General features: G+C 33.3%; 19 protein-coding genes. 5 read left to right on the plus strand and 14 right to left on the minus strand.

Features of this window, described 5'->3' with window-relative positions:
- Positions 1 to 67: 67 nt before the first annotated feature.
- The 9 genes from proC to ACH2BP_RS08245 all read right to left on the minus strand — a co-directional run bounded on the left by proC (position 68) and on the right by ACH2BP_RS08245 (position 9,867).
- Complete coding sequence (gene proC, locus ACH2BP_RS08205; protein WP_395058798.1) at positions 68 to 844, minus strand: pyrroline-5-carboxylate reductase; 777 nt, start codon at positions 842 to 844, stop codon at positions 68 to 70.
- 10 nt (positions 845 to 854) lie between these two features.
- On the minus strand, positions 855 to 2,207 hold the full coding sequence (gene mgtE, locus ACH2BP_RS08210; protein ID WP_394759590.1) for a magnesium transporter: 1,353 nt from the start codon (positions 2,205 to 2,207) through the stop codon (positions 855 to 857).
- Positions 2,197 to 2,976 (minus strand): 16S rRNA (adenine(1518)-N(6)/adenine(1519)-N(6))-dimethyltransferase RsmA, encoded by a 780-nt coding sequence (rsmA, locus tag ACH2BP_RS08215; protein ID WP_395058832.1) that lies wholly within the window; start codon positions 2,974 to 2,976, stop codon positions 2,197 to 2,199. Before rsmA ends, mgtE begins: the two co-directional genes overlap by 11 nt.
- Before the next feature lie 132 nt (positions 2,977 to 3,108).
- Positions 3,109 to 3,411, minus strand: coding sequence for a GIY-YIG nuclease family protein (locus ACH2BP_RS08220; RefSeq protein WP_395058800.1), 303 nt, complete (start codon positions 3,409 to 3,411; stop codon positions 3,109 to 3,111).
- A gap of 153 nt (positions 3,412 to 3,564) precedes the next feature.
- Positions 3,565 to 3,876, minus strand: a complete 312-nt coding sequence (locus tag ACH2BP_RS08225) for a DUF4286 family protein (RefSeq protein ID WP_395058802.1) — start codon at positions 3,874 to 3,876, stop codon at positions 3,565 to 3,567.
- A gap of 47 nt (positions 3,877 to 3,923) precedes the next feature.
- The gene (locus tag ACH2BP_RS08230) at positions 3,924 to 5,702 is read right to left on the minus strand and encodes a tetratricopeptide repeat protein (RefSeq protein WP_395058804.1); all 1,779 of its coding nucleotides are present in this window, start codon (positions 5,700 to 5,702) and stop codon (positions 3,924 to 3,926) included.
- 76 nt (positions 5,703 to 5,778) lie between these two features.
- A complete protein-coding gene (serS, locus tag ACH2BP_RS08235) occupies positions 5,779 to 7,050 on the minus strand; it encodes a serine--tRNA ligase (RefSeq protein WP_395058806.1) in 1,272 nt (423 codons plus the stop codon).
- Between the two features lie 79 nt (positions 7,051 to 7,129).
- Complete coding sequence (locus tag ACH2BP_RS08240; protein ID WP_395058808.1) at positions 7,130 to 7,591, minus strand: thioredoxin family protein; 462 nt, start codon at positions 7,589 to 7,591, stop codon at positions 7,130 to 7,132.
- Positions 7,591 to 9,867, minus strand: coding sequence for a TonB-dependent receptor domain-containing protein (locus tag ACH2BP_RS08245; RefSeq protein ID WP_395058810.1), 2,277 nt, complete (start codon positions 9,865 to 9,867; stop codon positions 7,591 to 7,593). Before ACH2BP_RS08245 ends, ACH2BP_RS08240 begins: the two co-directional genes overlap by 1 nt.
- 95 nt (positions 9,868 to 9,962) lie before the next feature.
- Here ACH2BP_RS08245 and ACH2BP_RS08250 point away from each other — a divergent pair, with 95 nt between their 5' ends.
- From ACH2BP_RS08250 to ACH2BP_RS08260, 3 genes are all read left to right on the plus strand, one after another.
- Complete coding sequence (locus tag ACH2BP_RS08250; RefSeq protein ID WP_395058812.1) at positions 9,963 to 11,834, plus strand: Nramp family divalent metal transporter; 1,872 nt, start codon at positions 9,963 to 9,965, stop codon at positions 11,832 to 11,834.
- A 3-nt stretch (positions 11,835 to 11,837) separates the two neighbouring features.
- Positions 11,838 to 12,491: a metal-dependent transcriptional regulator gene (locus ACH2BP_RS08255; RefSeq protein ID WP_395058814.1), complete on the plus strand. Its 654-nt coding sequence runs from the start codon at positions 11,838 to 11,840 to the stop codon at positions 12,489 to 12,491.
- Positions 12,492 to 12,666: 175 nt separating this feature from the next.
- On the plus strand, positions 12,667 to 13,065 hold the full coding sequence (locus ACH2BP_RS08260) for a hypothetical protein (RefSeq protein ID WP_395058816.1): 399 nt from the start codon (positions 12,667 to 12,669) through the stop codon (positions 13,063 to 13,065).
- A 197-nt stretch (positions 13,066 to 13,262) separates the two neighbouring features.
- Here ACH2BP_RS08260 and ACH2BP_RS08265 read toward each other — a convergent pair whose 3' ends face one another.
- From ACH2BP_RS08265 to ACH2BP_RS08280, 4 genes are read right to left on the minus strand one after another with little or no spacing between them, the layout of a single operon-like run.
- Positions 13,263 to 13,382, minus strand: a complete 120-nt coding sequence (locus ACH2BP_RS08265; protein ID WP_395058818.1) for a FeoB-associated Cys-rich membrane protein — start codon at positions 13,380 to 13,382, stop codon at positions 13,263 to 13,265.
- A complete protein-coding gene (gene feoB, locus ACH2BP_RS08270) occupies positions 13,382 to 15,475 on the minus strand; it encodes a ferrous iron transport protein B (protein WP_395058820.1) in 2,094 nt (697 codons plus the stop codon). The genes ACH2BP_RS08265 and feoB overlap by 1 nt, the downstream gene beginning before the upstream one ends.
- Positions 15,475 to 15,717: a ferrous iron transport protein A gene (locus tag ACH2BP_RS08275; protein WP_395058822.1), complete on the minus strand. Its 243-nt coding sequence runs from the start codon at positions 15,715 to 15,717 to the stop codon at positions 15,475 to 15,477. The genes feoB and ACH2BP_RS08275 overlap by 1 nt, the downstream gene beginning before the upstream one ends.
- Before the next feature lie 32 nt (positions 15,718 to 15,749).
- Positions 15,750 to 16,424: an SCO family protein gene (locus ACH2BP_RS08280; protein WP_395058824.1), complete on the minus strand. Its 675-nt coding sequence runs from the start codon at positions 16,422 to 16,424 to the stop codon at positions 15,750 to 15,752.
- 127 nt (positions 16,425 to 16,551) lie between these two features.
- Between ACH2BP_RS08280 and ACH2BP_RS08285 the strand changes: the two genes are divergently transcribed.
- Together ACH2BP_RS08285 and ACH2BP_RS08290 are read left to right on the plus strand one after the other, a co-directional pair.
- Entirely contained in the window at positions 16,552 to 19,977 is a 3,426-nt protein-coding gene (locus ACH2BP_RS08285; RefSeq protein WP_395058826.1) for a T9SS type A sorting domain-containing protein, read from the plus strand.
- 2 nt (positions 19,978 to 19,979) lie between these two features.
- Complete coding sequence (locus ACH2BP_RS08290) at positions 19,980 to 22,040, plus strand: M13 family metallopeptidase (protein ID WP_395058828.1); 2,061 nt, start codon at positions 19,980 to 19,982, stop codon at positions 22,038 to 22,040.
- An 89-nt stretch (positions 22,041 to 22,129) separates the two neighbouring features.
- On the opposite strand, the gene ACH2BP_RS08295 is transcribed toward ACH2BP_RS08290, so the two are convergent.
- Positions 22,130 to 23,058 (minus strand): T9SS type A sorting domain-containing protein (locus tag ACH2BP_RS08295; RefSeq protein ID WP_395058830.1); only part of this gene is annotated, 929 nt, incomplete at its 5' end.

The raw sequence follows: 23,058 nt of genomic DNA on the forward strand, positions 1-23,058 counted from the left end.
CCTTTTGCTTTTTTCTTTAGAAAGCAAAAGATTGAAATGAATGGCAGGAATAGCTTCGAATAAAAAATTACTCTTTTATTTTCTGTAATGAGGTTTTTATTCCTTTTATTAATGAAGAACTAAAGCCTTGGTGTTCCATTTCGTTAAGTCCTACAATGGTACAGCCTTGTGGCGTAGTTACTCTGTCGATCAGTTGTTCTGGATGTACTTTTTCTTCGAGTAGCATTTTTGCAGCGCCTTTTGCGGTTTGTGCTGCTATAGCAAGTGCTGTTTGAGAATCGAAACCAATTTCTATTCCCGCTTGCATGGAAGCTCGAATGTAACGCAAGGCATAAGCGGTTCCGCAAGCACCAAGAACAGTGGCCGCATCCATTAGTTTTTCTTCTATTACTGGTGCTGTTCCTAGTTGTTGAAATAGCGAAATTACTTTTTGAGCTTCGGTTTTATCTTTTTCTTCAAACGAAATACAGGTGGCTGATTCGCCAAATTGTATCGCAATATTTGGCATAATTCGTATTACAGCATGGTTTTCCCCAACTATATTCTGAATAGTACTTATTGATACACCACTTACTGCCGAAATAATGGTTTTGTTTTGAATTTCTGATGAAATTTCTTTTAAAACAGTTTCTACCTGATGTGGTTTTACAGTTAAAACAACAATATCAGCTAGTTGAATATGGTGTGCATTATTTTTAGAAATTTCAATACCTTTTTCTTGTAAATAAGAAATGGTTTCTATGTTTCGTTTGGTAACTGTAACTTGATTGTCTTTACTATATTTTGTTATTCCTAAAGCTATGGCTACGCCAAGGTTTCCGCCACCTATGATATGTATTTTCATAATTTGAACTTTAAAAACCTAAAATTAATTTAGCAATTGAAAAGTAGATAAGAATTCCACAAATATCGTTGCTAGTCGTGATAAACGGTCCTGTTGCCAAAGCCGGATCTATTCCGAATTTATCTAATAAAAGCGGTACAAATGTGCCAATTAATGAGGCGATAATAATTACAGAAATAAGTGAAATAGTTACAGTTAGCCCTATTTTTAAATCGGCATTTAACAGAAAATAACTTCCTAAAAATAATATTGTGGCTAGGATTACTCCGTTTAGGAGACTTAATGATATTTCTTTTATTAATCGGTTAAATAGTGAACCACTTAGTGTATTGTTTGCTAAACCTTGCACAATTATAGCTGATGATTGCACACCAACATTTCCAGCCATAGCCGCAATAAGTGGTGTAAAGAAAAATAACTCACCATGTTTAAGCATCGCTCCTTCAAAAAGGCCAAGCATTTTTACTGAGATAAATCCACCTAACAAAGCAAGGACTAGCCACGGCAATCGTGCTTTTGTGAGTTCTAGAATACTATCATCTGCTTCTACGTCTTGTGAGATACCCGCTGCCATTTGGTAATCTTTGTCAGCTTCATCTTTTATGACATCTACAATATCATCAATAGTGATTCTCCCTACTAATCGTCCCATGTCATCGATTACAGGAATGGCTTCCAAATCGTATTTTTGCATGATTCGTGCTACTTCTACATCTTCGGTATCTACTTTTACAGAAGTTACTTTTTTTATATAAATATCAGCAATTTGAGTTTTAGTTGATGTAGTCAATAAATCTTTGAGAGACAAACGTCCTTTGAGTCTTTCTTCATCATCTACTACGTAAATGGAATGAACACGAGATACACTTTCGGCTTGGGAACGCATTTCTTTTACGCAAGTCAGTACACTCCAGTTTTCGTTAACTTTTACTAACTCTTTACCCATTAATCCGCCAGCGGTGTCTTCGTCGTAACGCAATAAATCGACAATGTCTTTTGCATGTTCTACATCTTCTAGCTCAGAGATTACCTCTTCTTTTTTGGATTGAGAAAGTTCTGCAATAATATCGGCAGCATCATCGGTGTCAAGCTCATCAAGCTCTTCGGCGATTTCTTTTGGAGATAATCTACTTAATATGTTTTCTCGTAAATCGTCTTCTAGTTCTACAAGAATTTCTGCAGTTTTTTCGGAATCTAAGACTTTAAAAATATAGGTTGCTTCGTCAAAATCGAGCTCATCGAGAATTTCAGCAATATCAGCATGGTGCAAATCACTTAGTAAAACTTCCAGTTGCTGGTCATTTTTACTTTGTATGAGTTGCTCTAATTCTTGTATTAGGTCTTTGCTGATTTTAAACTCCATCGGCTTCTATTTTTTGAGTCAATTCTATAAATTGTTGCACGTTTAATTGCTCTGGGCGAAGATTAAAAACCTCGTCTTCTCGCAAATTGTCAGACAAATTTAATGTTTTTAAACTATTTCGCAATGTTTTTCTTCGTTGCTGAAAAGCAGTTTTTACTACGGTAAAAAACAATTTTTCGCTACATGGTAAACTAAAATCTTTTTTTCTACGCAAACGCAATACCCCAGATTTTACTTTTGGGGGCGGAATAAATACGGTTTCATCGACCGTAAATAAATATTCGGCATCATAAAATGCTTGTACTAATACCGATAAAATTCCGTAGGCTTTTGTTCCTTTTTTCTCGCAAATTCTTTGAGCCACTTCTTTTTGAAACATGCCTGCAAATTCTGGAATTTGGTTGCGATATTCTAAAGCGCGAAATACTATTTGTGTCGAAATATTGTATGGAAAATTTCCAATAATGGCAAATTGCTTACCATCGAAAGTTTCATTGATATTATATTTTAAAAAATCCTTAGAGATTATTTTATCTTTTAGTTTTGGATAATTTTCATCTAAATAAGTCACCGATTCTGTATCGATTTCAATCACATAAGTAGTTACTTCTTTTTCTAATAAATACTTTGTGAGCACACCCATTCCTGGTCCTATTTCTAGAACATCGTCATAACCTTCTAGGTTTAAAGTGTCAGCAATATCTTTTGCGATACTTTCGTCTTTTAGGAAATGTTGTCCGAGGTGTTTTTTTGCTTTTACTGCTTCCATACCGATTTGTCTTACCCGTCTTAACGGAGCTTTTAGTTTTATTTTGGTTTCCCGCCTTCTCGGGAAAGACAAATGTTTAGCTGTCATTCCCTCGAAGGCGATTTTGTCATTCCCGCGAAGGCGGGAATCTATTTAATTACACCAATCTTCCGAAAGGTCTTTCCAATCTTTGTTTTCTTCTTCAATTAAATTGATTTTCCATTGACGATTCCATTTTTTGAGTCTTTTTTCTCGAAGTATGGCATCATTTATAAATTGGAAAGATTCAAAATAAACCAACTTATTTACATCATATTTTGAAGTAAATCCTTCATTTATTTTTTGTTTATGTTCTAAAATTCTTTTTTCTAAATCGTTCGTAACACCAATATACAAAGTTCCGTTTTTTTGACTCGCTAAAATGTATATGTAATATTGATGAGTTGTTTTAAACATTTAAAAATTGGATTTGTTTTTTATTTTGGTTTCCCACCTGCGTGGGAAAGACAGTAATTTGAATAATTCATTGGTTCAAAATTCAAAATTCGTTATTCAAAATCCAACCTTTTTATTTTGGTTTCCCACCTGCGTGGGAAAGACAGAACAGCATTAATGCTCACTTATTAACTCCAATTCAGTTCTAAAAGCCAACATTTTATCGCCAAAAAGACGCAAACCTTCTTCACGCAAACGTGGTGCATCTTCTTCATAGTATTTTTGTAACGTTTCTTTATTATCTGTTGTGTATTGAATAGAATATGTGACTCCGCCCATTTCTTCTTCTATTAAAACCTTGACCATTCTAGCTGCAGTAAATTTACCTGTTGCTAAAACATCGGTAATATGTTTTGTTTGCATCCAAGAAAACCATTGGTCATGCACACTTTCGTGAATGTTTATTGTTACGTTGTATATCATCATTTTTTTAATTTTTTTATTGAAATTGCCATTAAATTTTGAAATTGCTATTAAAGATTCGTGTCTCCTCTCAATTTTCGGTAATTATTTCTAGCTTCGACAAAATAAATGCTGTCTTCGTGACCGAAGATTATTTTCTCGTAATACGTTTTTGCTTTTGCAATATCAGGTAATTGTTTCCTGTAAATTTCGGCCGAAAAAAACAAAGCTTCATCGATGTAAATTCCTTCGGCATGCTTGTCTATAATTTGCTGGTAAAAACTTAATGCTTGAATAAAATTATTTTGCTTTTCGTGCAATTTTCCAATTCTGAGCAAAGTTACATCTTCTATTTTTTCTCCTTTGTGTTGTGCTAAAATAGCTTCGAATAATTGTAATGCTTCAGTGTTTTTGTTTTGATACCCTAAAAAATCGGCTTTAGAGAATTTTTTTAAAGCCACTTGCGTCGAATCTTCGACAGTATTGTCACTAATGAGTAAGAATAATTCCATCGAATCATTCGCAATAAGTTGTGATGTCGACGATTTTAAAACGGTAAATTGTTTTTGTGCCCAATCGAAATCTCCTTTGTAATAGCTTGCTTTTGCCATTTTTAGACTGGCTTCGTGCGCCATTTGATCATTTTCTAAATCGTCTTGTATTTGTGCATAATAAATAATGGCTTGATTGAATTTTTCGTCAAGCAATAATACATCGGCCAATTCCATTTTCACATCTGCTTTTAGATAACTATTTAAAGGTAAATCTAAAGCTTTGGTCAAAACTATTTTAGCTGATTCAAATTTTTTCAAATAAAATGCATCAAAATGTGCATTCAAAATTTGTAATTGAATAGAATAAGGAGAAATTCCATATTTCTTTAATAACAAATCCAGTTTTTCTTTTATAATTAGATATTCTTTTGTTGTTGCTTTATCAATATCAATCGATATTAATTGATAATGAGCTTCCATTTGTAATTCTAAATCTTGTGTGTTTAGCAAGATAAAATTTAAGATTTCGGTCGCAGTTTCAACTTCATTATCATCGATAGTCAATTTCGCCAAATTGATGATATTAATTAAATTATCTGAATTTCTTTTGAAAATGGCTTTTTCTTGAATGAATGCTTTTGCGTATTCTTTTTGTTGTACAAAAAACCAACTCATAAACTGATTCCAGAAAATATCTTGTGTTTTTTGAGTTCGAATGAGCAATGCTTTTTTTAAACTATCAGAAAAAGTTTTCTGAGAATCCTCAGACATAAATCGAGTTAATTGGTTCTGAACCAATGGCGCATTTACAGGAAATCTAAAGGAATAATCGAGTAAAGTATCAATCATTAAATCTATTTTTCCCAGCTGACCTTGCAATAATGACACTTGATAATCGAAATTTGCATCAGGATTCCCTAAAGTTCCTAAGCGATACGCTTCGATGGCTTGTTCGACCAATACTTTTTGCTCGAAATCTCGTGCTACATTATACACATTGTTTGGATTATCTTTTATTTTTTCGAGGGCTATTTTATAATTTTTATCGGCTTTATCAGTATTTTTTTGCAACTGATAATTATATCCTAATTCGATATATAAATTGGGTTGTTTGGTTTTTTCTATTCTATTTTTGATAATGGTTTCGGCTTTATCAAATTGTTTTAGTTGCTGGTAACAAGCCACTTGCTTCTGAAAATAATTGTAATTATTGGGCTGACCTTTTACTAAATCTTCATAAATAAGTATTGCTTTGTCAAAATCACCTCTGTCAAAATAATTTTGCGCCAATTGTTCGTTCTGCGAGAAAACAAGCATTGGAAATAACAAAACGATATATAGAAATAAATTTTTCATTAATTATCTAAAAAAACAATGTACTAATGTAACAATTTTTATGCTTCATTAGTACATCTAAAAAATTCTGTAGTTTTTAATTTATGATATCAAAACCTGTATATTTTCTAAGTACTTCTGGAATTACAATTCCTTCTGGTGTTTGATAATTTTCTAATATTCCTGCTAAAACCCTTGGTAAAGCCAATGAACTTCCGTTTAAGGTGTGTGCCAATTGGTTTTTACCGTCTTTATCTTTGAAACGTAATTTTAATCTATTAGACTGAAACGTTTCAAAATTAGATACAGATGAAATTTCTAACCAACGATCTTGTGCTGTACTAAAAACTTCAAAATCATAAGTTAATGCCGATGCAAAACCCATATCTCCACCACAAAGGCGAAGGATTCGGTATGGTAATTTTAGTTCTTGTAAAATACTTTTTACGTGTTCGACCATTCCTTCTAGCGCTTCATACGATTTATCAGGATGCTCTATACGAACAATTTCTACTTTGTCAAATTGATGCAAACGGTTTAGTCCACGAACGTGAGCGCCCCAAGAACCTGCTTCACGACGGAAACATGGCGTATAACCTGTACATAAAACGGGTAATTCATTTTCGTTAAGAATAACATCTCTAAAAATGTTTGTTACAGGGACTTCGGCAGTTGGAATAAGATATAAATTATCTTTTGCATCGTGATACATTTGTCCTTCTTTGTCAGGCAATTGTCCAGTTCCATATGCAGAAGCTTCGTTTACCATGTGTGGAACCTGATATTCTTGGTAACCTGCATCAGTATTTTTATCTAAAAAGTAAGAAATAAGTGCACGTTGTAATTTGGCTCCTTTTCCTTTGTAAACAGGAAATCCGGGAGCTGTAATTTTAGTACCTAATTCGAAATCGACAATATCATATTTTTTAATTAATTCCCAGTGAGGTTGTGCTCCTTCGTGTAAAACTGGAATTGCACCTTCCTCGAAAATATTTAGATTTTCTTCAGGTGTTTTCCCTTCAGGAACAATGTCAGCTGGAAGGTTAGGTAAAGTATATAGTTTGTCTAATAAATCTTTTGCTAAAGCTTCAGTTATTTCAGACAACTCTTTGGTTTTTTCTTTATTGGTAGCAATTTGCTCTTTTAGAGCGGTAGCTTTTTCTTTTTCGCCACTTTTCATCAAATCGCCAATTTCTTTGGATATATTATTAGATTCGGATAAAATAGTATCTAATTCTACTTGTGTTGCACGACGTTTTTCATCTAATTGCACCACTTCTTGAACAATAGCAGTAGCATCAATACTTCTTTTTGCCAAAGCTTTGATTACTTTTCCCTGATTTTCTCTAATAAATGCGATTTGTAACATAACTTAAATTTTTAATAAGAACGCAAATTTAGTAATTAATTCACATGAACTAGTTCATTTATTTCTATTTATTTACCATTTATTTTATTGTTTTGAGTATTTTAATTAGTTGCTTTGAATTTAGATAGCTGTTGTGTTGAAAAACAATTTCGTTTTTATCATTCAAAACACATAAAATGGGGTAATTTATTTGTTTGTTAATTGTCCCTAACTCGATGGCTAATTCGTGAATTCCAGAATTATTTCCGTTGGGTTTAAAAACGAAAGTATTTTTATTAAAAATAATTTTTTCCTTCTCTTCTGCATCAAAAGAGATAAAGTAAAAACGTTCGTTTATTTCATTTTGAACAAGTTGATTTTTAAAGGTTTTACTTTGCATTGCCGTACAATATTTGCACCAATTGGTATGGATAAATACAATAACTTTCCGTTTTTCTACTTTTTGCAGACTGTCAATTTCTTCAAATTTGGATAGATTCAATTGGGAAAAACCTTTCGGAATTGCCAAAATAAAAATAACCAAACAAATAAGATTTCTCATTATTTCAAATTAAAACGTATCCCAAAAAAGCCTCGAATACCTTGGTTTTGTGCATACACATAAGTCGTGTCAAAAGTTAATCCATACGGATTTTGAGGCGTTGCCAAGACTTGTCCATTGGCACCATATAGCACATTGGCTTCAAAAGGATCGTTAGCATTGGCTATTAAAAATGGATTATTTTGTTTTGGTAAAAAGTTTAATAAATTTTTTATTCCTGAATAAATTTCAAAATTTTTGAAACCGGAATATGTAAGTTGAAGATTTTGAATACTATGAGTTGGCGATTTTGGCGCACGTGGATCTAAATCATTTAATAAAGGTAATTTCATAGAGCCGTATAAATTCCCTGTGTAATCGATTGTTAAATCTACTTCTTTTATTTTGTAAGACACATTCCAAGTTCCTGTAAAACGTTCTGTTAGAACTGGAATTTCACTAATTCCGTTTTGTATATTTCTATTATCTAAAAACGAAACGCCAGTTATGATTTTTAAACCATTGGTAAAATTCACATCAATATTTGTTGTAATTCCTTGGCTTATCGCATATCCATTTATATTATCATAAATAATTTTGTTTGGATCGGTCGAGTAATCGTTTACAATTTTATTGCTAAATCGGGTATGAAATAAAGATGTTTCGATTCCTACAAATGTTCCGCTTTCGAAGTTAAACTTCTTGATATAATTCAAATTTACGTTTACAGATTGTTCTGGTTTCAAGTTGCTTTTTATCACAACATCACGAGAACCAGTTAGTGCGGCGTGGTCTTCGGTAAACAAATTTACTACTCTAAAACCTGTTCCAGCATTCAACCTAATGATATTATTGTCATTTAATTTCAATTTATAGGCAATTCGAGGCGTGAAAATATTTCCGTGAAACGAATTGTAATCATAACGCAAACCCATTAAGAGTTTGTTTTTATCATTAAAAGCAATTTCGTCTTGCACAAAAATACCTGGTAGAAATGTTTTTTCTGGATTGTTTTCTCCATTTTTTGTTGTTGATGGTGTGTTGTCATCATAATAATTGTAGCGCAAAGCAGTTCCCAAAAGCATATCGTGTTTTGAGATTTTTTTGTCCCAAGTAAGTTGCCCAAAAGCAATTTTTTGATTGGCAATATAACTAGTAGTTCCATATCTGCTGTCTTGAAAATGTACGTTTCCTGAAAAAGAAAACATTATTTTCTCGGAAGTTGGTAATTGATAATTTCCTAATAATTCTACTCGTTTGGTATAGATACTTTCTCCGTATATTTCATTTCCGCCACGATATTTTCTTTCCCAACGCATGTCGCCGCCAAAACGATCTTCATAAACGCCACGACCTGCAATTGTAAACAATCTATTCTCTTTTCGAGCAAAAGTCCATTTCTGAAATATCGAAATCCTGTCTGATAAAGTTACATCGGTAAAACCGTCGTTGTCATTATCGACTCTGTTTCCGTACTTAAAATAGTTCAATCCAACTAATGCAATCGCTTTTTTGCCCACATTAAATTTTGCTCCCATATCAATATTGTTTTCAAGATAGGAAGTCGAAAAAGCATCAGCCGAAAACTTTGGGGCATTAGTGGCATTTTTGGTGATAATATTTATCAAACCACCCACAGCTTCACTTCCGTATAATGACGATGCTGGGCCTTTTACGATTTCGATGCGTTCTACTAGTGAATTTGGAATTCCAGACAAGCCATAAACGGTTGATAAGCTGCTTACAATAGGCATTCCGTCGATTAACACTAATGTATAAGGACCTTCCAGACCATTTATATGAATATCTCCCGTATTGCAAACACCACAATTTAGTTGCGGACGAACGCCATTTACATTTTGCAAAGCCTCATAAATACTTGGTGTTGGATTTTTTTTGAAATAAACAGGTGAGTAAACTTCTACAGGAACAGGACTTTCTAGTCGTCGAACAGGTTTTAAAGTGCCGGAAATGACTACTTCGTTTAAATTGTTTGGAGTTATTATTAAATCGAAATTTACAAGTAAACTATCATTTTCCTTTACAACAATATTTTTTCTAATCGTTTGAAAATCCATAGACCACGCTTGAATCTTATAGTTTCCAACGGCTAATAGTTCAAACTTATAATACCCTAAACTATCTGTTTCTGTTTTTCTATTTGTACCAACTAAAGAAATTTCGATTGCTTCTAACCCTAATTTTTCTCCAAAAACTTGACCGGAGATTACTTGTGTTTCTTGTGAGAAAGCAAATAAGGATATTAGTAATAAAAATATTAAAAATATTTTTTTCATTATGGTTTAAATTAAATTTTAGACAAAACTAAAAAATATATTCATACAAAACAAAATATATAATTATATTTGTGAAATAATAATTTTTTTCAAACATGGGAAAATCCTTAGAAGAAGTAAATCAATCGGTTTCAACGCAAAATAAAACTACTGTTTTCAGAAAAATATTAGCCTTTTTTGGCCCAGCCTACCTTGTTAGTGTCGGTTATATGGATCCTGGAAATTGGGCTACCGATCTTGCAGGAGGAAGTCAATTTGGTTATGCCTTACTTTGGGTTTTGCTTATGAGTAATATCATGGCGCTGCTTTTGCAAAGTTTGAGTGCGCGATTAGGTATTGTAACCCAACGAGATTTAGCGCAAGCATCAAGAGAAACGTATCCTAAGTTCATCAATTATATTCTTTATTTTCTTGCCGAAATTGCTATTGCAGCTTGTGATTTGGCAGAGGTTTTGGGAATGGCTATCGGTATTAATTTATTGTTTGGAATTCCGCTACTACAAGGAGTAATCATTACTGTTTTAGATACTTTTTTGTTGCTGTTTTTGATTAATAAAGGGATTAAAAAAATGGAAGCTTTTATTATTGCTTTGGTGATGATTATTGGAATTTCCTTTATTTTCGAAATGATTTTTGCTCAGCCAGAAGTAGGAAGCATTCTAAAAGGATTAATTCCGTCTATGCCAAACGAAAATGCGCTTTATATTGCTATCGGAATTATTGGCGCAACGGTTATGCCACACAATTTGTACTTGCATTCGTCATTGGTACAAACCAGAAAATTCGATAGAAGTTCGGTAGGAATTAAGCAAGCTTTAAAATATAATTTTATTGATTCGACCATAGCTTTAAACTTAGCTTTTTTTGTAAATGCAGCAATTTTAATTTTGGCAGCAGCCACATTTTACAAAAACGGCATGTTCGAAGTTGCCGAAATTCAAGATGCACACCAACTTTTAGCACCTATGTTGGGAACTGATTGGGCACCTATATTATTTGCAGTAGCACTTATTGCTGCAGGACAAAGTTCGACCATTACTGGGACTCTGGCTGGACAAATTATTATGGAAGGTTATTTGAATTTACGTATTCAGCCATGGGTTCGTCGTATTATTACGAGATTAATTGCGATTGTTCCAGCGGTCATTGTGATTTCGGTTTTTGGTGAAAGCGTAACAGGAAAAATGCTTATTTTGAGTCAAGTAATTTTGAGTTTACAGTTGGGATTTGCAATTATTCCGCTTATACATTTTGTTTCGGATAAAGAGCGAATGAAAGGTTTTGCCATTTCTAAAACCACACAAGTTGCTTCTTGGATTGTGGCTTTAATCATTGTTTCGTTGAATGCTAAATTGGTTTTTAACGAGATTCAAGGCTGGTTGGAAACATCAGAAAACCCAATTATACTATGGCTTACGGTTGTTCCGTTAGCTGTTGGTTTTTTAATTTTGTTACTATATATTGTTTTTAAACCGTTTGTAACCAAATCTAAAATTGAGATTCAAAACCATTCGCCACACAATATGGTGCTTAAATTTTCGCCTTCGGAAACTTACAGTAAAAAGAACATTGCTGTTTCGGTAGATTTTTCTTCAGCAGATGAACTGGCAATAAATACCGCATTTGAGTTGGGTGGAATTGATGCTAAATACACTTTAATTCACGTAGTTGAAACCATAGGAGCCATCCTTTTTGGTGAAAATGCCGATGATCACGAAACCTCGATAGACGAAAAATTATTGAAAGAATATGAAGAAATGCTTACACAAAAAGGATTTAAAGTGTCAACAAAATTAGGTTTTGGTAAACCAAACAAAGCGATTCCTAAAATTATAAACGAAGGAGATTTTGATGTTTTGGTTATGGGAACACACGGTCATCGTGGGATAAAAGATTTGCTTTTTGGCACCACAGTCGACAAGTTGCGTCACGAAATTTCAATTCCCTTATTTATCGTTAAAAAATAAAAAATGACTTTTTCAGAAGAAAATTATCTAAAAACGATTTACCATCTTACCACTATTTCAGATTCGGAAGTAAGTACCAATGCTATTGCCGAAAAAATGGAAACAAAAGCGTCTTCGGTTACCGATATGCTTAAAAAATTAGCTGAGAAAGACCTCGTAAATTACAAAAAATACCAAGGCGTTTCACTTACGGAAAAAGGTTCGCTTTCGGCAAAAATGATTGTACGAAAACACCGTTTATGGGAAGTTTTTCTGGTCGAAAAATTAAATTTTCCTTGGGATGAAGTGCATGATATTGCCGAACAATTAGAACACATAAAATCTGAAAAACTAATTAACAAACTAGATGATTTTCTGGGTAATCCAACCGAAGATCCTCATGGTGACCCAATCCCAAATGCTAACGGGCAAATTATTTCGATAGAAAAACAATTGTTATCGGAATTAAACGAAAAACAAATTGGTGTTTGCGTTGGTGTAAAGGACACTTCATCGGAATTTTTAAAATATCTAGACAAACAAGAAATAGCGTTGGGTTCTAAAATCGAAATCATATCGAAAGAAACGTTCGATTTGTCATTAATAATAAAAGTTGATGCAAAAGAGCTGACGATTTCAAATAAAATTGCGAGTAACTTATTTGTAAAAATAATGTAGAAAAAGCCGAAAGACAAAAGTCAAAAGTTTGAATGTCTTTAAGTCTTTAGATTTGTTGTTTTCTTATTTCAAAAAGATTGAAAATTTTTGAAACAATTTGAAGGACTTTCGACATTATGACATTTAAACTTTCGACTTTATCATTATATTTGAATTTACTTTAAAAAAAACTAAAATGAAAAATATCTTTTTTCTTTTTTTATTAATTTTTAATGTTTCTGTTTTTGCACAAGAATCGAAACAAAATCCTATAAAAATTAGCTATAAAAGCTGTCTTACTAAAAAAGGATATTCTTTCCGACTAAAAGAAGTAACGTCCGATTCTCGCTGTCCAGAAGGTGTGCAATGCATTTGGGCTGGCGAAGTACAAACGGTGATTTTAGTTTATAAAGACAAAAAATTGGTAGAAGAAACAAAACTTACGGTTTCACCAAACAACAACGAAGAAGCGATTAACTTTTTTACAAAATACGATACTAATAAGAAAATTGAATCTATTTATGTTTTCCCGTTTCCTATAAAAGACAAAGTTTTAGTTAAAAAAGAGTATCGTTTGGAGATTAATTTTTATTAATTAAACGCGTTGTGTGCAAATAATAAAAATTTAAAAACCACATAGAAGCATAGAAAAAAGAGTTAGATAGACCAATTATTGGTTCACAAAGCTATGGTTTTACTATAATAAAGTGAAACGTCTTTATTAAACGCATAAAAACTATGTTTCTATGAGGTAAAAAATAAAAAATTGGATTCCCAAACGAGTTAAATCAATTAATTACAACCACAATCGCCACCACAATTTTTATCGTTTTTCTTTTTGCCAAAGAATTTCTTGTACAGAAAATATACTGCAATAATTAATAATAATATGGCAATGATTTCTTGTGTCATTATTTCAGGATTTGATAAGCAATTAATGCCACAGTATAAGCAAATCCACTCATAAACACCAACTGGATTGCTGGCCATTTCCAAGAATTTGTTTCTTTTTTAGTCACCGCAAGTGTGCTCATGCATTGCATCGCAAAAGCATAAAAAAGCAATAAGGAAACGCCCGAAGCTAAGTTGAATAGTTTGTCCCCAGTAATAGGATTTATTTCGGTAGATAGTTTATTTTTTATTGTTTCTTCTTGATCTCCAGTTTCTTCTATACTATAAATCGTAGCTAATGTTCCTACAAAAACTTCTCTTGCTGCAAAAGAAGTTACAATAGCAATACCAATTTTCCAATCATAACCTAAAGGTGTAATGGCTGGCTCTATCGATTTTCCTATAATTCCTATATAAGAATTTTCTAGTTTGTAAGAAGCAATTTCATTTTCTAAATTCTCTGTCGTAATGTTTTGTTTAGAAACTATTTCTCTAGCATTTCTGAAATTTTCACCAGGCCCGTAAGAAGCTAAAAACCATAATATTACTGAAAGTGCTAAAATCATTTTTCCTGCGCCAAAAACGAAAGATTTTGTTTTTTCTATAACATTTATCGCTACGTTTTTAAACATTGGTAACTTGTAATTGGGCATTTCGACCACAAAATAGGATTTCGATTGAATTTTTAAAATTTTATTTAATAACCAAGCAGATAAAAAGGCCATTCCGAAACCTAATAAGTACAACATCATTAGTGTAATTCCTTGTAAATTAAACAAACCAAAAAGTCTTGTATTTGGGATAACTAATGAGATTATAATCGAATAAACAGGCAATCTTGCAGAACAAGTTGTAAACGGCGTAACTAGAATGGTGATGAGTCGTTCTTTCCAGCTTTCGATATTTCTCGTTGCCATAATCGCCGGAATGGCACAAGCAGTTCCCGAGATTAGCGGAACCACACTTTTGCCGGAAAGACCAAATTTTCGCATCGATTTATCCATCAAGAAAACTACTCTACTCATATAACCACTTTCTTCAAGTATCGATATAAATAAGAATAAAAAAGCAATTTGGGGAATAAAAATAGCTATTCCTCCCAATCCTGGAATAATTCCTTGCACGATTAGATTGGTTAAAACGCCTGCTGGTAGTTGAGATTCTGTCCAAGAACTTAAGGAAACGAACGAACTGTCTATAAAATCCATTGGTAAACTAGACCAATCGAAAATGGATTGAAAAATGAGCATCAGAATCAAGAAGAAAATCACATAACCAAATACTTTGTGCATTAATATTCGGTCGAGTTTGCTTCGTAAATCTTTGGCGGAAGCCAAGTCTATTTTTTGTCCAACTTTCAAAACATCATTAATAAATTGATAACGTTTGATGGTTTCTTTTTGTTGCAATCTTTTCAGGTCTTCTTTCGATTTTGCGAACGAAGGATTTGGTAACTCGTTTCTGTTTAAATTAGCAAAATTTACGTCTTGCGTGATAACCAACCACAATTTATATAAAGATTGATTTGGGAAAGCGCGACGCAAATTATTAAAATATGTAACATCTATATTTGAAGCATTCAAACAAGGTTCGGTTGTAATATTTTTGTAATTGATAATTAGATTTTTCAAATCATCAATACCTTCACCTTTGCGAGAACTTACTAAGGCAATTTTGGTTTTCAGCTGATTTTCTAAATACGGGATATCTAACGAAATTCCTTTATACGACATCCTATCGGACATGTTGATGACTAGAATTGTCGGAATTTCTAAATCTTTTATTTGGGTAAAAAGAAGTAAATTTCGTTTCAAATTTTCGACTTCAGTGACTACAATTGCTACATCTGGAAAATCTTTATCGTTTTTGTTTAACAGTAATTCGATAACTACATTTTCGTCTAGCGAACTTGCGTTTAGACTGTAAGTCCCGGGTAAATCGAGAATAGTTGCCTTAAGATTAGATGATAATTTGCAAATACCTTGTTTTTTTTCGACAGTAATTCCTGGATAATTTCCTACTTGTTGGTTCAATCCCGTTAGTTGGTTAAATACCGAAGTTTTACCAGTATTTGGATTCCCAATTAAAGCAATATTAATGTTCCCGACTTTCATTATAGTTGGTTTTCTTTGTAGATTTCGACTTCTATTATAGAAGCAGTTTCTAATCTAATAGCTACATGACTATCGTTTATGTTTAAATATAAAGGATCACCAAAAGGCGCAATTTGAATAACTTCGACCATATTTCCTGGCAAACAACCCATTTCTAATAACTTTAGAGGGATATTGTTAATGTCAAAATCTTTGATGATTGCTTTTTGACCAATGGCGAGATTTGAAATGGCTAAGTTCAAGTTTATTTAGATTGAATAAATTTAAAGCAAAATTAATCCTTTTTATTGGATTCACACAAAAAAAGAATGTCTAGTAGTAATTTTTCGACTTCTTCTCGTTTAGTACCATCATAAAAACCGCGAACTCTGCTTTTGTCATCGACTAAAACAAAATTTTCGGTGTGTACCATGTCAAATAATTCTGATGGTTTTCCAGTTTTTACCGCTAAATAGGATTTTCTTGCAATGTAGTAAATGTCTTTTTTGTTTCCGGTTACGAGATTCCATTTTGCATCAATGACACCTTTTCTTTTGGCGTAAGCTTTTAGCACGGAAACATTATCAACCTCTGGCGTTACCGAATGAGAAAGCAACATCACTTTAGGATTGTCTTTAATCTGGTCTTGTAACCAAACCATATTATCTGTCATCATTGGGCAAATTGTGCCACAAGTAGTAAAGAAGAAATCGGCAACATAAATTTTGCCTTCATAATCTTTTTGGGTAATCTTTTTCCCGTTTTGGTTGGTAAAAGCAAAATCGGCAATGATGTGTTTATTGGCGACATATTGAATTGTCGAATCGACTAACTCAGGATTTACCATCGATGGTGTAAAAACAGGTAACGTTTTACGATTTAAGACATTATAAAATAACCAAATTATAATAACGGATAAAAATAATAGTACTATAAATAAGGTTTTAAATTTTCGTAAAAAATGAAGCATGAGGTGATTTTTTCTACAAAAATACAAAATAATAAAAACACCAAGCCCGATAAATAATTTTAAAATCATCGTTAAAAAAGCGAAAAAATGAAAAAAACTTACTATTTTTGACAAAACACACAGTAAAATGAAAAAAATATACCTACTTTTTGCATTATCTTTTTTTATTAATGTAAATGCGCAGTTTTACTCAGATGCGACTTGGATGAAAAACAAAACTTCACAAAAAAACCAAGAACCTACTTTTGACGAAATAGTAAATTCATTCAATGAATATTGGAAAGACAAAGATCATTCTAAAAAAGGAAGTGGTTTTAAACCTTTTAAACGTTGGGAAAATTATTGGGGAAATCTTGTAAAAGAAGATGGGAGAATAATTTCACCAGACGAATTTATGTCGGCTTGGCAAAAAAAAAAGCAATCAAAAAGTAATAAATCTGCTTTGAGTTTACCAGTAAGTAACTGGACTCCGGTAGGTCCTTTTACGCACACCAATACAGGTTCTTGGTCGTCAGGACAAGGACGGGTTCAAGAGATTTGTGTTGATCCATCAAACCCAAATACACTATATGTTGGTTCGCCAGCTGGAGGAATATGGAAATCGAACGATGTTGGCATTACTTGGACACCACTTACAGATAATTTACCACAAATAGGAGTTTCGGGAATTGCAGTTGATTATTCAACTTCAAGCACAATATATATTGCTACTGGTGATAAAGATGGTGGAGATACCGCTTTTGTTGGGGTTTACAAATCGACCGATGGAGGAGTAACTTGGGCTGCTACTGCAGCAATGACAGGAGTAACCAGAGCTGGAGATTTAGTAATACACCCAACAAATAATCTAATTTTGTGGTGTGCCACCAACACCGGTATTTGGAAAACTATAAATGGTGGTGCAAGTTGGACAAATGTACAAGCGGGAAGTTTTCATCAAGGAGCCATAAGGCTTAAACCAACAGATCCAACCAATGTTTATGTGGTAAGTAATACTAATTTTTATAAATCTACCGATACAGGAACTAGTTTTGTAAATATAATTACTGGATTACCTTCAAGTTCTAGTAGATTACTATTAGATGTTACTCCGGCAAACGCGAATTATATTTATATTTTAAGCGCAACAGGTGGTGCTTTTCAAGGAATTTATCGCTCTATTAATGGTGGAACAAATTGGACAAAAACAACATCAACTACCGATGTGTTTGAATCTAACCAATCAGGATATGATTTAGCACTTGCGGTATCTACCACAAATGCTAACGAAATTTATACTGGTTGTTTAAATATTTGGAAATCTGTCGATGGAGGAACAACGATGACCAAAGTAAATGATTGGAGCTCACCCGCAAGTGCTTCTTATTCTCATGCAGATATTCATTTTTTAAAATATTTCGGGAACAATCTTTATGCAGGAACAGATGGTGGAATATACAAATCAAGCAATTCAGGAGTCAATTTTGCAAGTTTAACAGCTGGACTTCAAATTAGTCAGTTTTATAAAGTGGCAGTTTCCAAACAATCTGCTGGAAATATGGTAGGTGGTTTACAAGATAATGGTGGTCATGCATATAGTAATAATGCTTGGAAAAATTATTATGGTGCTGATGGTATGGATACAGGTGTAGACCCGAACAATAGCGGTAAATATTATGGCTTTATACAGTTTGGAGGAAGTATGTATATAAGTACCGATGCTGGAAACTCACAGGGTTCCGGCGTGGGAGCTCCAACTGCAGAAACTGGTACAAATGATGATGGCGGAAATTGGGTAACACCAATGGCTATAAATAGTTTAGGTGAAGTTTTTGCGGGTTATTCGAGATTATATATATTAAATGGAGTTGCATGGGTACAGCAAAGTTCAGGAACAATTGGGACGGGAGACATAGAGTTAGTTTATGTCGATCCTAGTAATGATAATATTATGTATGTATCAAACGGGACACGATTATATAAAAGCACAAATAAAGGGGTGGCATTTTCACTTGTATACACTGCGGCAGCTAATATTACTTCAATTTGTGTAAATTATTCAAACAACAGCATTGTTTATCTTACTACTTCGGGAACTGGAGGTTTAGCATTAAAATCTACAAACGGAGGAACAGCTTTTGCTTCATTTTCGACAAATTTACCAGCAATTGGGAAAAATGTGATAAGACACCAAGGAAGAAATTCTTTAAATCCATTATATTTAGGAACAAGTTTAGGGGTTTATTATAGAGACGATTCGATGACACAATGGGAGCCATTCGACATTAATTTGCCTAACGTTTCAGTTACCGATTTAGAAATAAATTTAGAAGAAGGAAAAATTATTGCTGCAACTTATGGTCGCGGTATTTGGCAAGCGTCAATTCCTATCGAAATCCCTACGAACGACATTGCATTAACCGCGATAACTCCAATAGCCGATATTAGTTGTGGAGGTACAGTTTCTCCTCAAATAACTGTAAAAAATAATGGAATAAATCCTATCTCATCAGTAGGTATTACTTACGATTACAACGGAACACCGCAAAATTATACTTGGACAGGTAGTATTGCAGCCGGTGCTTCACAAATAATTACTATTCCGACTTTTATTATAAGTACAAGAGGAGCATATAATTTAAATATAACTTCGACAATTACTGCCGATGCTTATTCAGACAATAACAAAGGAGTTACCCAGTTATATATTAACAATCCAGGAACAATTGGCGTTTTAAATACATTTGAAACCGTTGCGTCAGAATTATTAACCTTTAATGACGGTGCTACTTCTAGTCAATGGAAAAGAGGTATAAATACAAATGGCGTTTTAGCAACCCCAGGAAATAATGTTTACAATACTAATTTTACAGGAAATTATCCAGATAGTACCAAATCTTATTTGTTTTCTCAATGTTATGATTTGACGAATGCTGTAAATCCAGTTATTAAGTTTAAAATGGCATTTGCTTTAGAACAATATTATGATGTATTATATGTAGAATATTCAACTAATATGGGTCAAAATTGGTCAGTATTGGGCGCGGCGGGACCAAATTGGTATAATAGCAATAGAACTAATGCTTCATCTGGAGCTGCAAATGATTGTCAAAATTGTCCAGGAGCACAATGGACAGGGGGGACTGGAGGCGCTAATGGAACTGGAGCTGTAACTACATTAACAGACTATTATTATTTATTAAACTCTTTAATAGGTCAGCCTAATGTGATTTTTAGAATTGTATTTGTATCCGATAGTGGTCAAGTAGATTTAGGGGTTACTATTGATAATTTTATTATCGACGGTACTTTATCTAATCAAGATTTCGAATTAAAAAACATTGCCATTTATCCTAATCCATCAACAGGATTGTTTACTGTATCTACAGGAAACAAAGCTATCGATAAAGTTGAAGTTTATGATGTAACTGGAAAAGTAGTGCTGTCTAGGAATAATTTTTCGAATGCAAATTCACAAGATATTCTAGACATGAAAAATGTTTCAAACGGAATTTATTTTGTAAAAATATCATCAGAAAATCAAAATATAGTAAAAAGAATAATTAAAAATTAACCATGAAAAAAACTATTATAACCGCTAGTTCATTAGCGGTTTTTACACTAGCTAGTTTGGCTGGAAACGCACAAGAAAGTGTCAAGCCAAAAAATCCAGGAATCAATCTAGATTTGATGGATAAAAACGTAAAACCAGGAAATGATTTCTTTCGTTTTGTAAACGGAACTTGGTATGACAAAACAGAAATTCCAGCCGATAAAACACGTTGGGGAAGTTTTGATGAATTGCGTCAAAATACAGATAAAGATGCTTTAGCCATTTTGAAAGAAGCGGCAGCGGACAAAAAACTAGATCCAAAATCGGACCAAGCTAAATCGGTAAGCGTTTACCAAACTTATATGGATACTATTTCAAGAAACAAGCTTGGAATAAAACCAATAAAACCATATTTAACAAAAATTGATGCAATAAAGAACATTCAAGACGTAAATAATTTATTGATTGAAATGGAGCCTATGGGCGGAATAGGTTTCTACGGAGTAGGAGTAGGAGCAGATGCAAAAGACAGTAATAAAAATGTAGTTTATTTGGGTCTTGGTAGCTTGGGCTTGCCAGACAGAGAGTATTATGTTTCTGATGATAAGGATTCGAAAGAAAAACGCGAGAAATATGTACTTCATATAGCGAGAATGCTACAGTTTTTAGGAACAAAACCAGCAGAAGCAAAATTAGAAGCTGATAAAATTTTAGCTTTAGAAATCGCAATGTCTAAACCAAGATTAGACAGAGTCGAACTTCGTGATGACAGAAAAACTTACAACCCAATGACGGTTGCCGAATTACAAAAATTAACACCATCAATTAATTGGAAAAGATATTTAGACGGTGTTGGAATTACTAATTTAGAATCGATTGTAGTTTCTCAACCAAAATATATATCCGCTCTTGAAACTATTTTTAAAGAAGTTAAAATTGACGATTTAAAAGCCTACATGCGTTGGACATTATTGAGAAAATCAACAGGATTACTAACTGACGAAATCGAAACTGCAAATTGGGAATTTTATAGCAAAACTTTACAAGGAGCAAAAAAACAACGTCCTAGGAACGAAAGAGCATTACAAGTTGTAAACGGGACAGTTGGTGAAGCTTTAGGTAAATTATATGTAGAGAAAAAATTTCCTGCCGAAGCTAAAACTAAAGCTAAAGCAATGATCGACAATGTTATTTTAGCTTACGAAAACAGAATAAATAATTTAACATGGATGTCTGTTGAAACCAAGAAAAAAGCAGTCGAAAAATTACACAAAGTGACCATCAAAATTGGTTATCCAGACAAATGGAAAGATTACTCTAAACTAGAGGTGAAATCAATCGCGCAAGGAGGAACTTATTACGAAAACATCAAAAATGTTTCTCGTTGGAATTTTGATGAAAACATCGCAGATTTAAAAAAACCTGTTGATAAGACAACATGGGGAATGTCGCCACAAACGGTAAATGCATATTACAATCCATCATACAATGAGATTGTTTTCCCAGCAGCAATTTTGCAACCACCATTTTATGATTATAAAACGGATGAAGCTGTAAATTATGGTGGAATAGGAGCCGTAATTGGACACGAAATTTCTCACGGATTCGATGATTCCGGAGCAAGATACAATGCAGACGGAAATTTAGTTGACTGGTGGACAGAAGATGATCTGAAACAATTTACAGGTCTTGGTGGCGCATTGGCAGACGAATATAGTGCGTTAGAACCTTTACCAGGAACTCACGTAGATGGTAAATTTACATTAGGAGAAAACATCGGAGATTTAGGTGGTATAAATGCTGCTTATGATGGTCTTCAATTGTATTTAAAACAAAACGGAAATCCAGGACTTATAGATGGATACACGCCGGAACAAAGACTATTTATTTCTTGGGCAACCATTTGGAGATCGAAAATGAGAGATGAAGCGATTAAAAATCAAGTGAAAACCGATCCGCATTCGCCAGGAATGTATAGAGCATACGTACCACTTACAAACCTTGATGCTTTCTATCAAGCTTTTGATATAAAAGAAGGAGACAAACTATTTGTAAAACCAGAAAATCGTGTGAGGATTTGGTAATAGTTTTATCAATTAAATTAAAAACGGCTTGTCAAATTATTTGACAAGCCGTTTTTAATTTAACAGGTAGTTCGTTCAAGAACTAAGAGTTATTCTTTTATAAATTTTCTTGTAAGTGACCCACGAATTGTATTTAATAATAAAATATAAGTTCCTTTGGGTAAATTACTTACATTTAATTCGTTTGTAATCTGACTATCTATAACCACTTTTCCCAACTGATTTATGATTTTTATTTGAATAGAAGTAGATTCTAAACCAGAAAAATACAAGCTTTCGTTTGTTGGGTTTGGATACAAAATAACTTCCTGATTAAAATTAAAATAATCAATAGACAACAAAGTATCAAATTCATAGGCACCCATATCGACAATTCCATCTATAATTCTATTAAAATTTAAAATATCGGTTGAAGAAACGCCAGTGTTATTACCCGTATTATAACACGGGGAAGTTGCATTGTTTAGTTGCAATCCGTCGTCAGTTGTTAGCCATTTGCCATCTACTCCAACGCCTAAAGCAATATTTGTAAAGGAAGGATTGCTATTTATGTTTCCCGTAGTCGCTCCAGTAAGTACATGAGGTGCATTTTGGTTTGTTAAATCGATATTAGTGTAAGTCACATTTACAGTGGCATTACCTAAAATAAAAAACTGAGGTCCTAAACCACCAGTGGTTGCATTTCCCCAGAAAATACAGTTTTTAAAACTCGGATTACTGTTTCCAGAACTACCACTACTGGTATTTAATCTATCCGAAACAAGTGCACCACCATCGAAAGCCCTATTGTTTACAAAAACGGTATTAAGCACAACGGGATTTGCATTTCCGTTATTTCCACCCCAACAGTACATTCCCCCAGCTCTTTGAGTGGCAGTATTTTCATAAATAACACAGTTTGTAATAGTTGGACTCGCGTTACCCGAAACCCCAAAATTATCAATTCCGCCTCCGCCGGTCGTAGCATTGTTAAACGCTATGACGCAATTACTTATTATTGGAGTTGAAATACCTCCGT

The organism is Flavobacterium sp., from assembly GCF_043756175.1.
In the GTDB taxonomy this organism is placed as follows: domain Bacteria; phylum Bacteroidota; class Bacteroidia; order Flavobacteriales; family Flavobacteriaceae; genus Flavobacterium.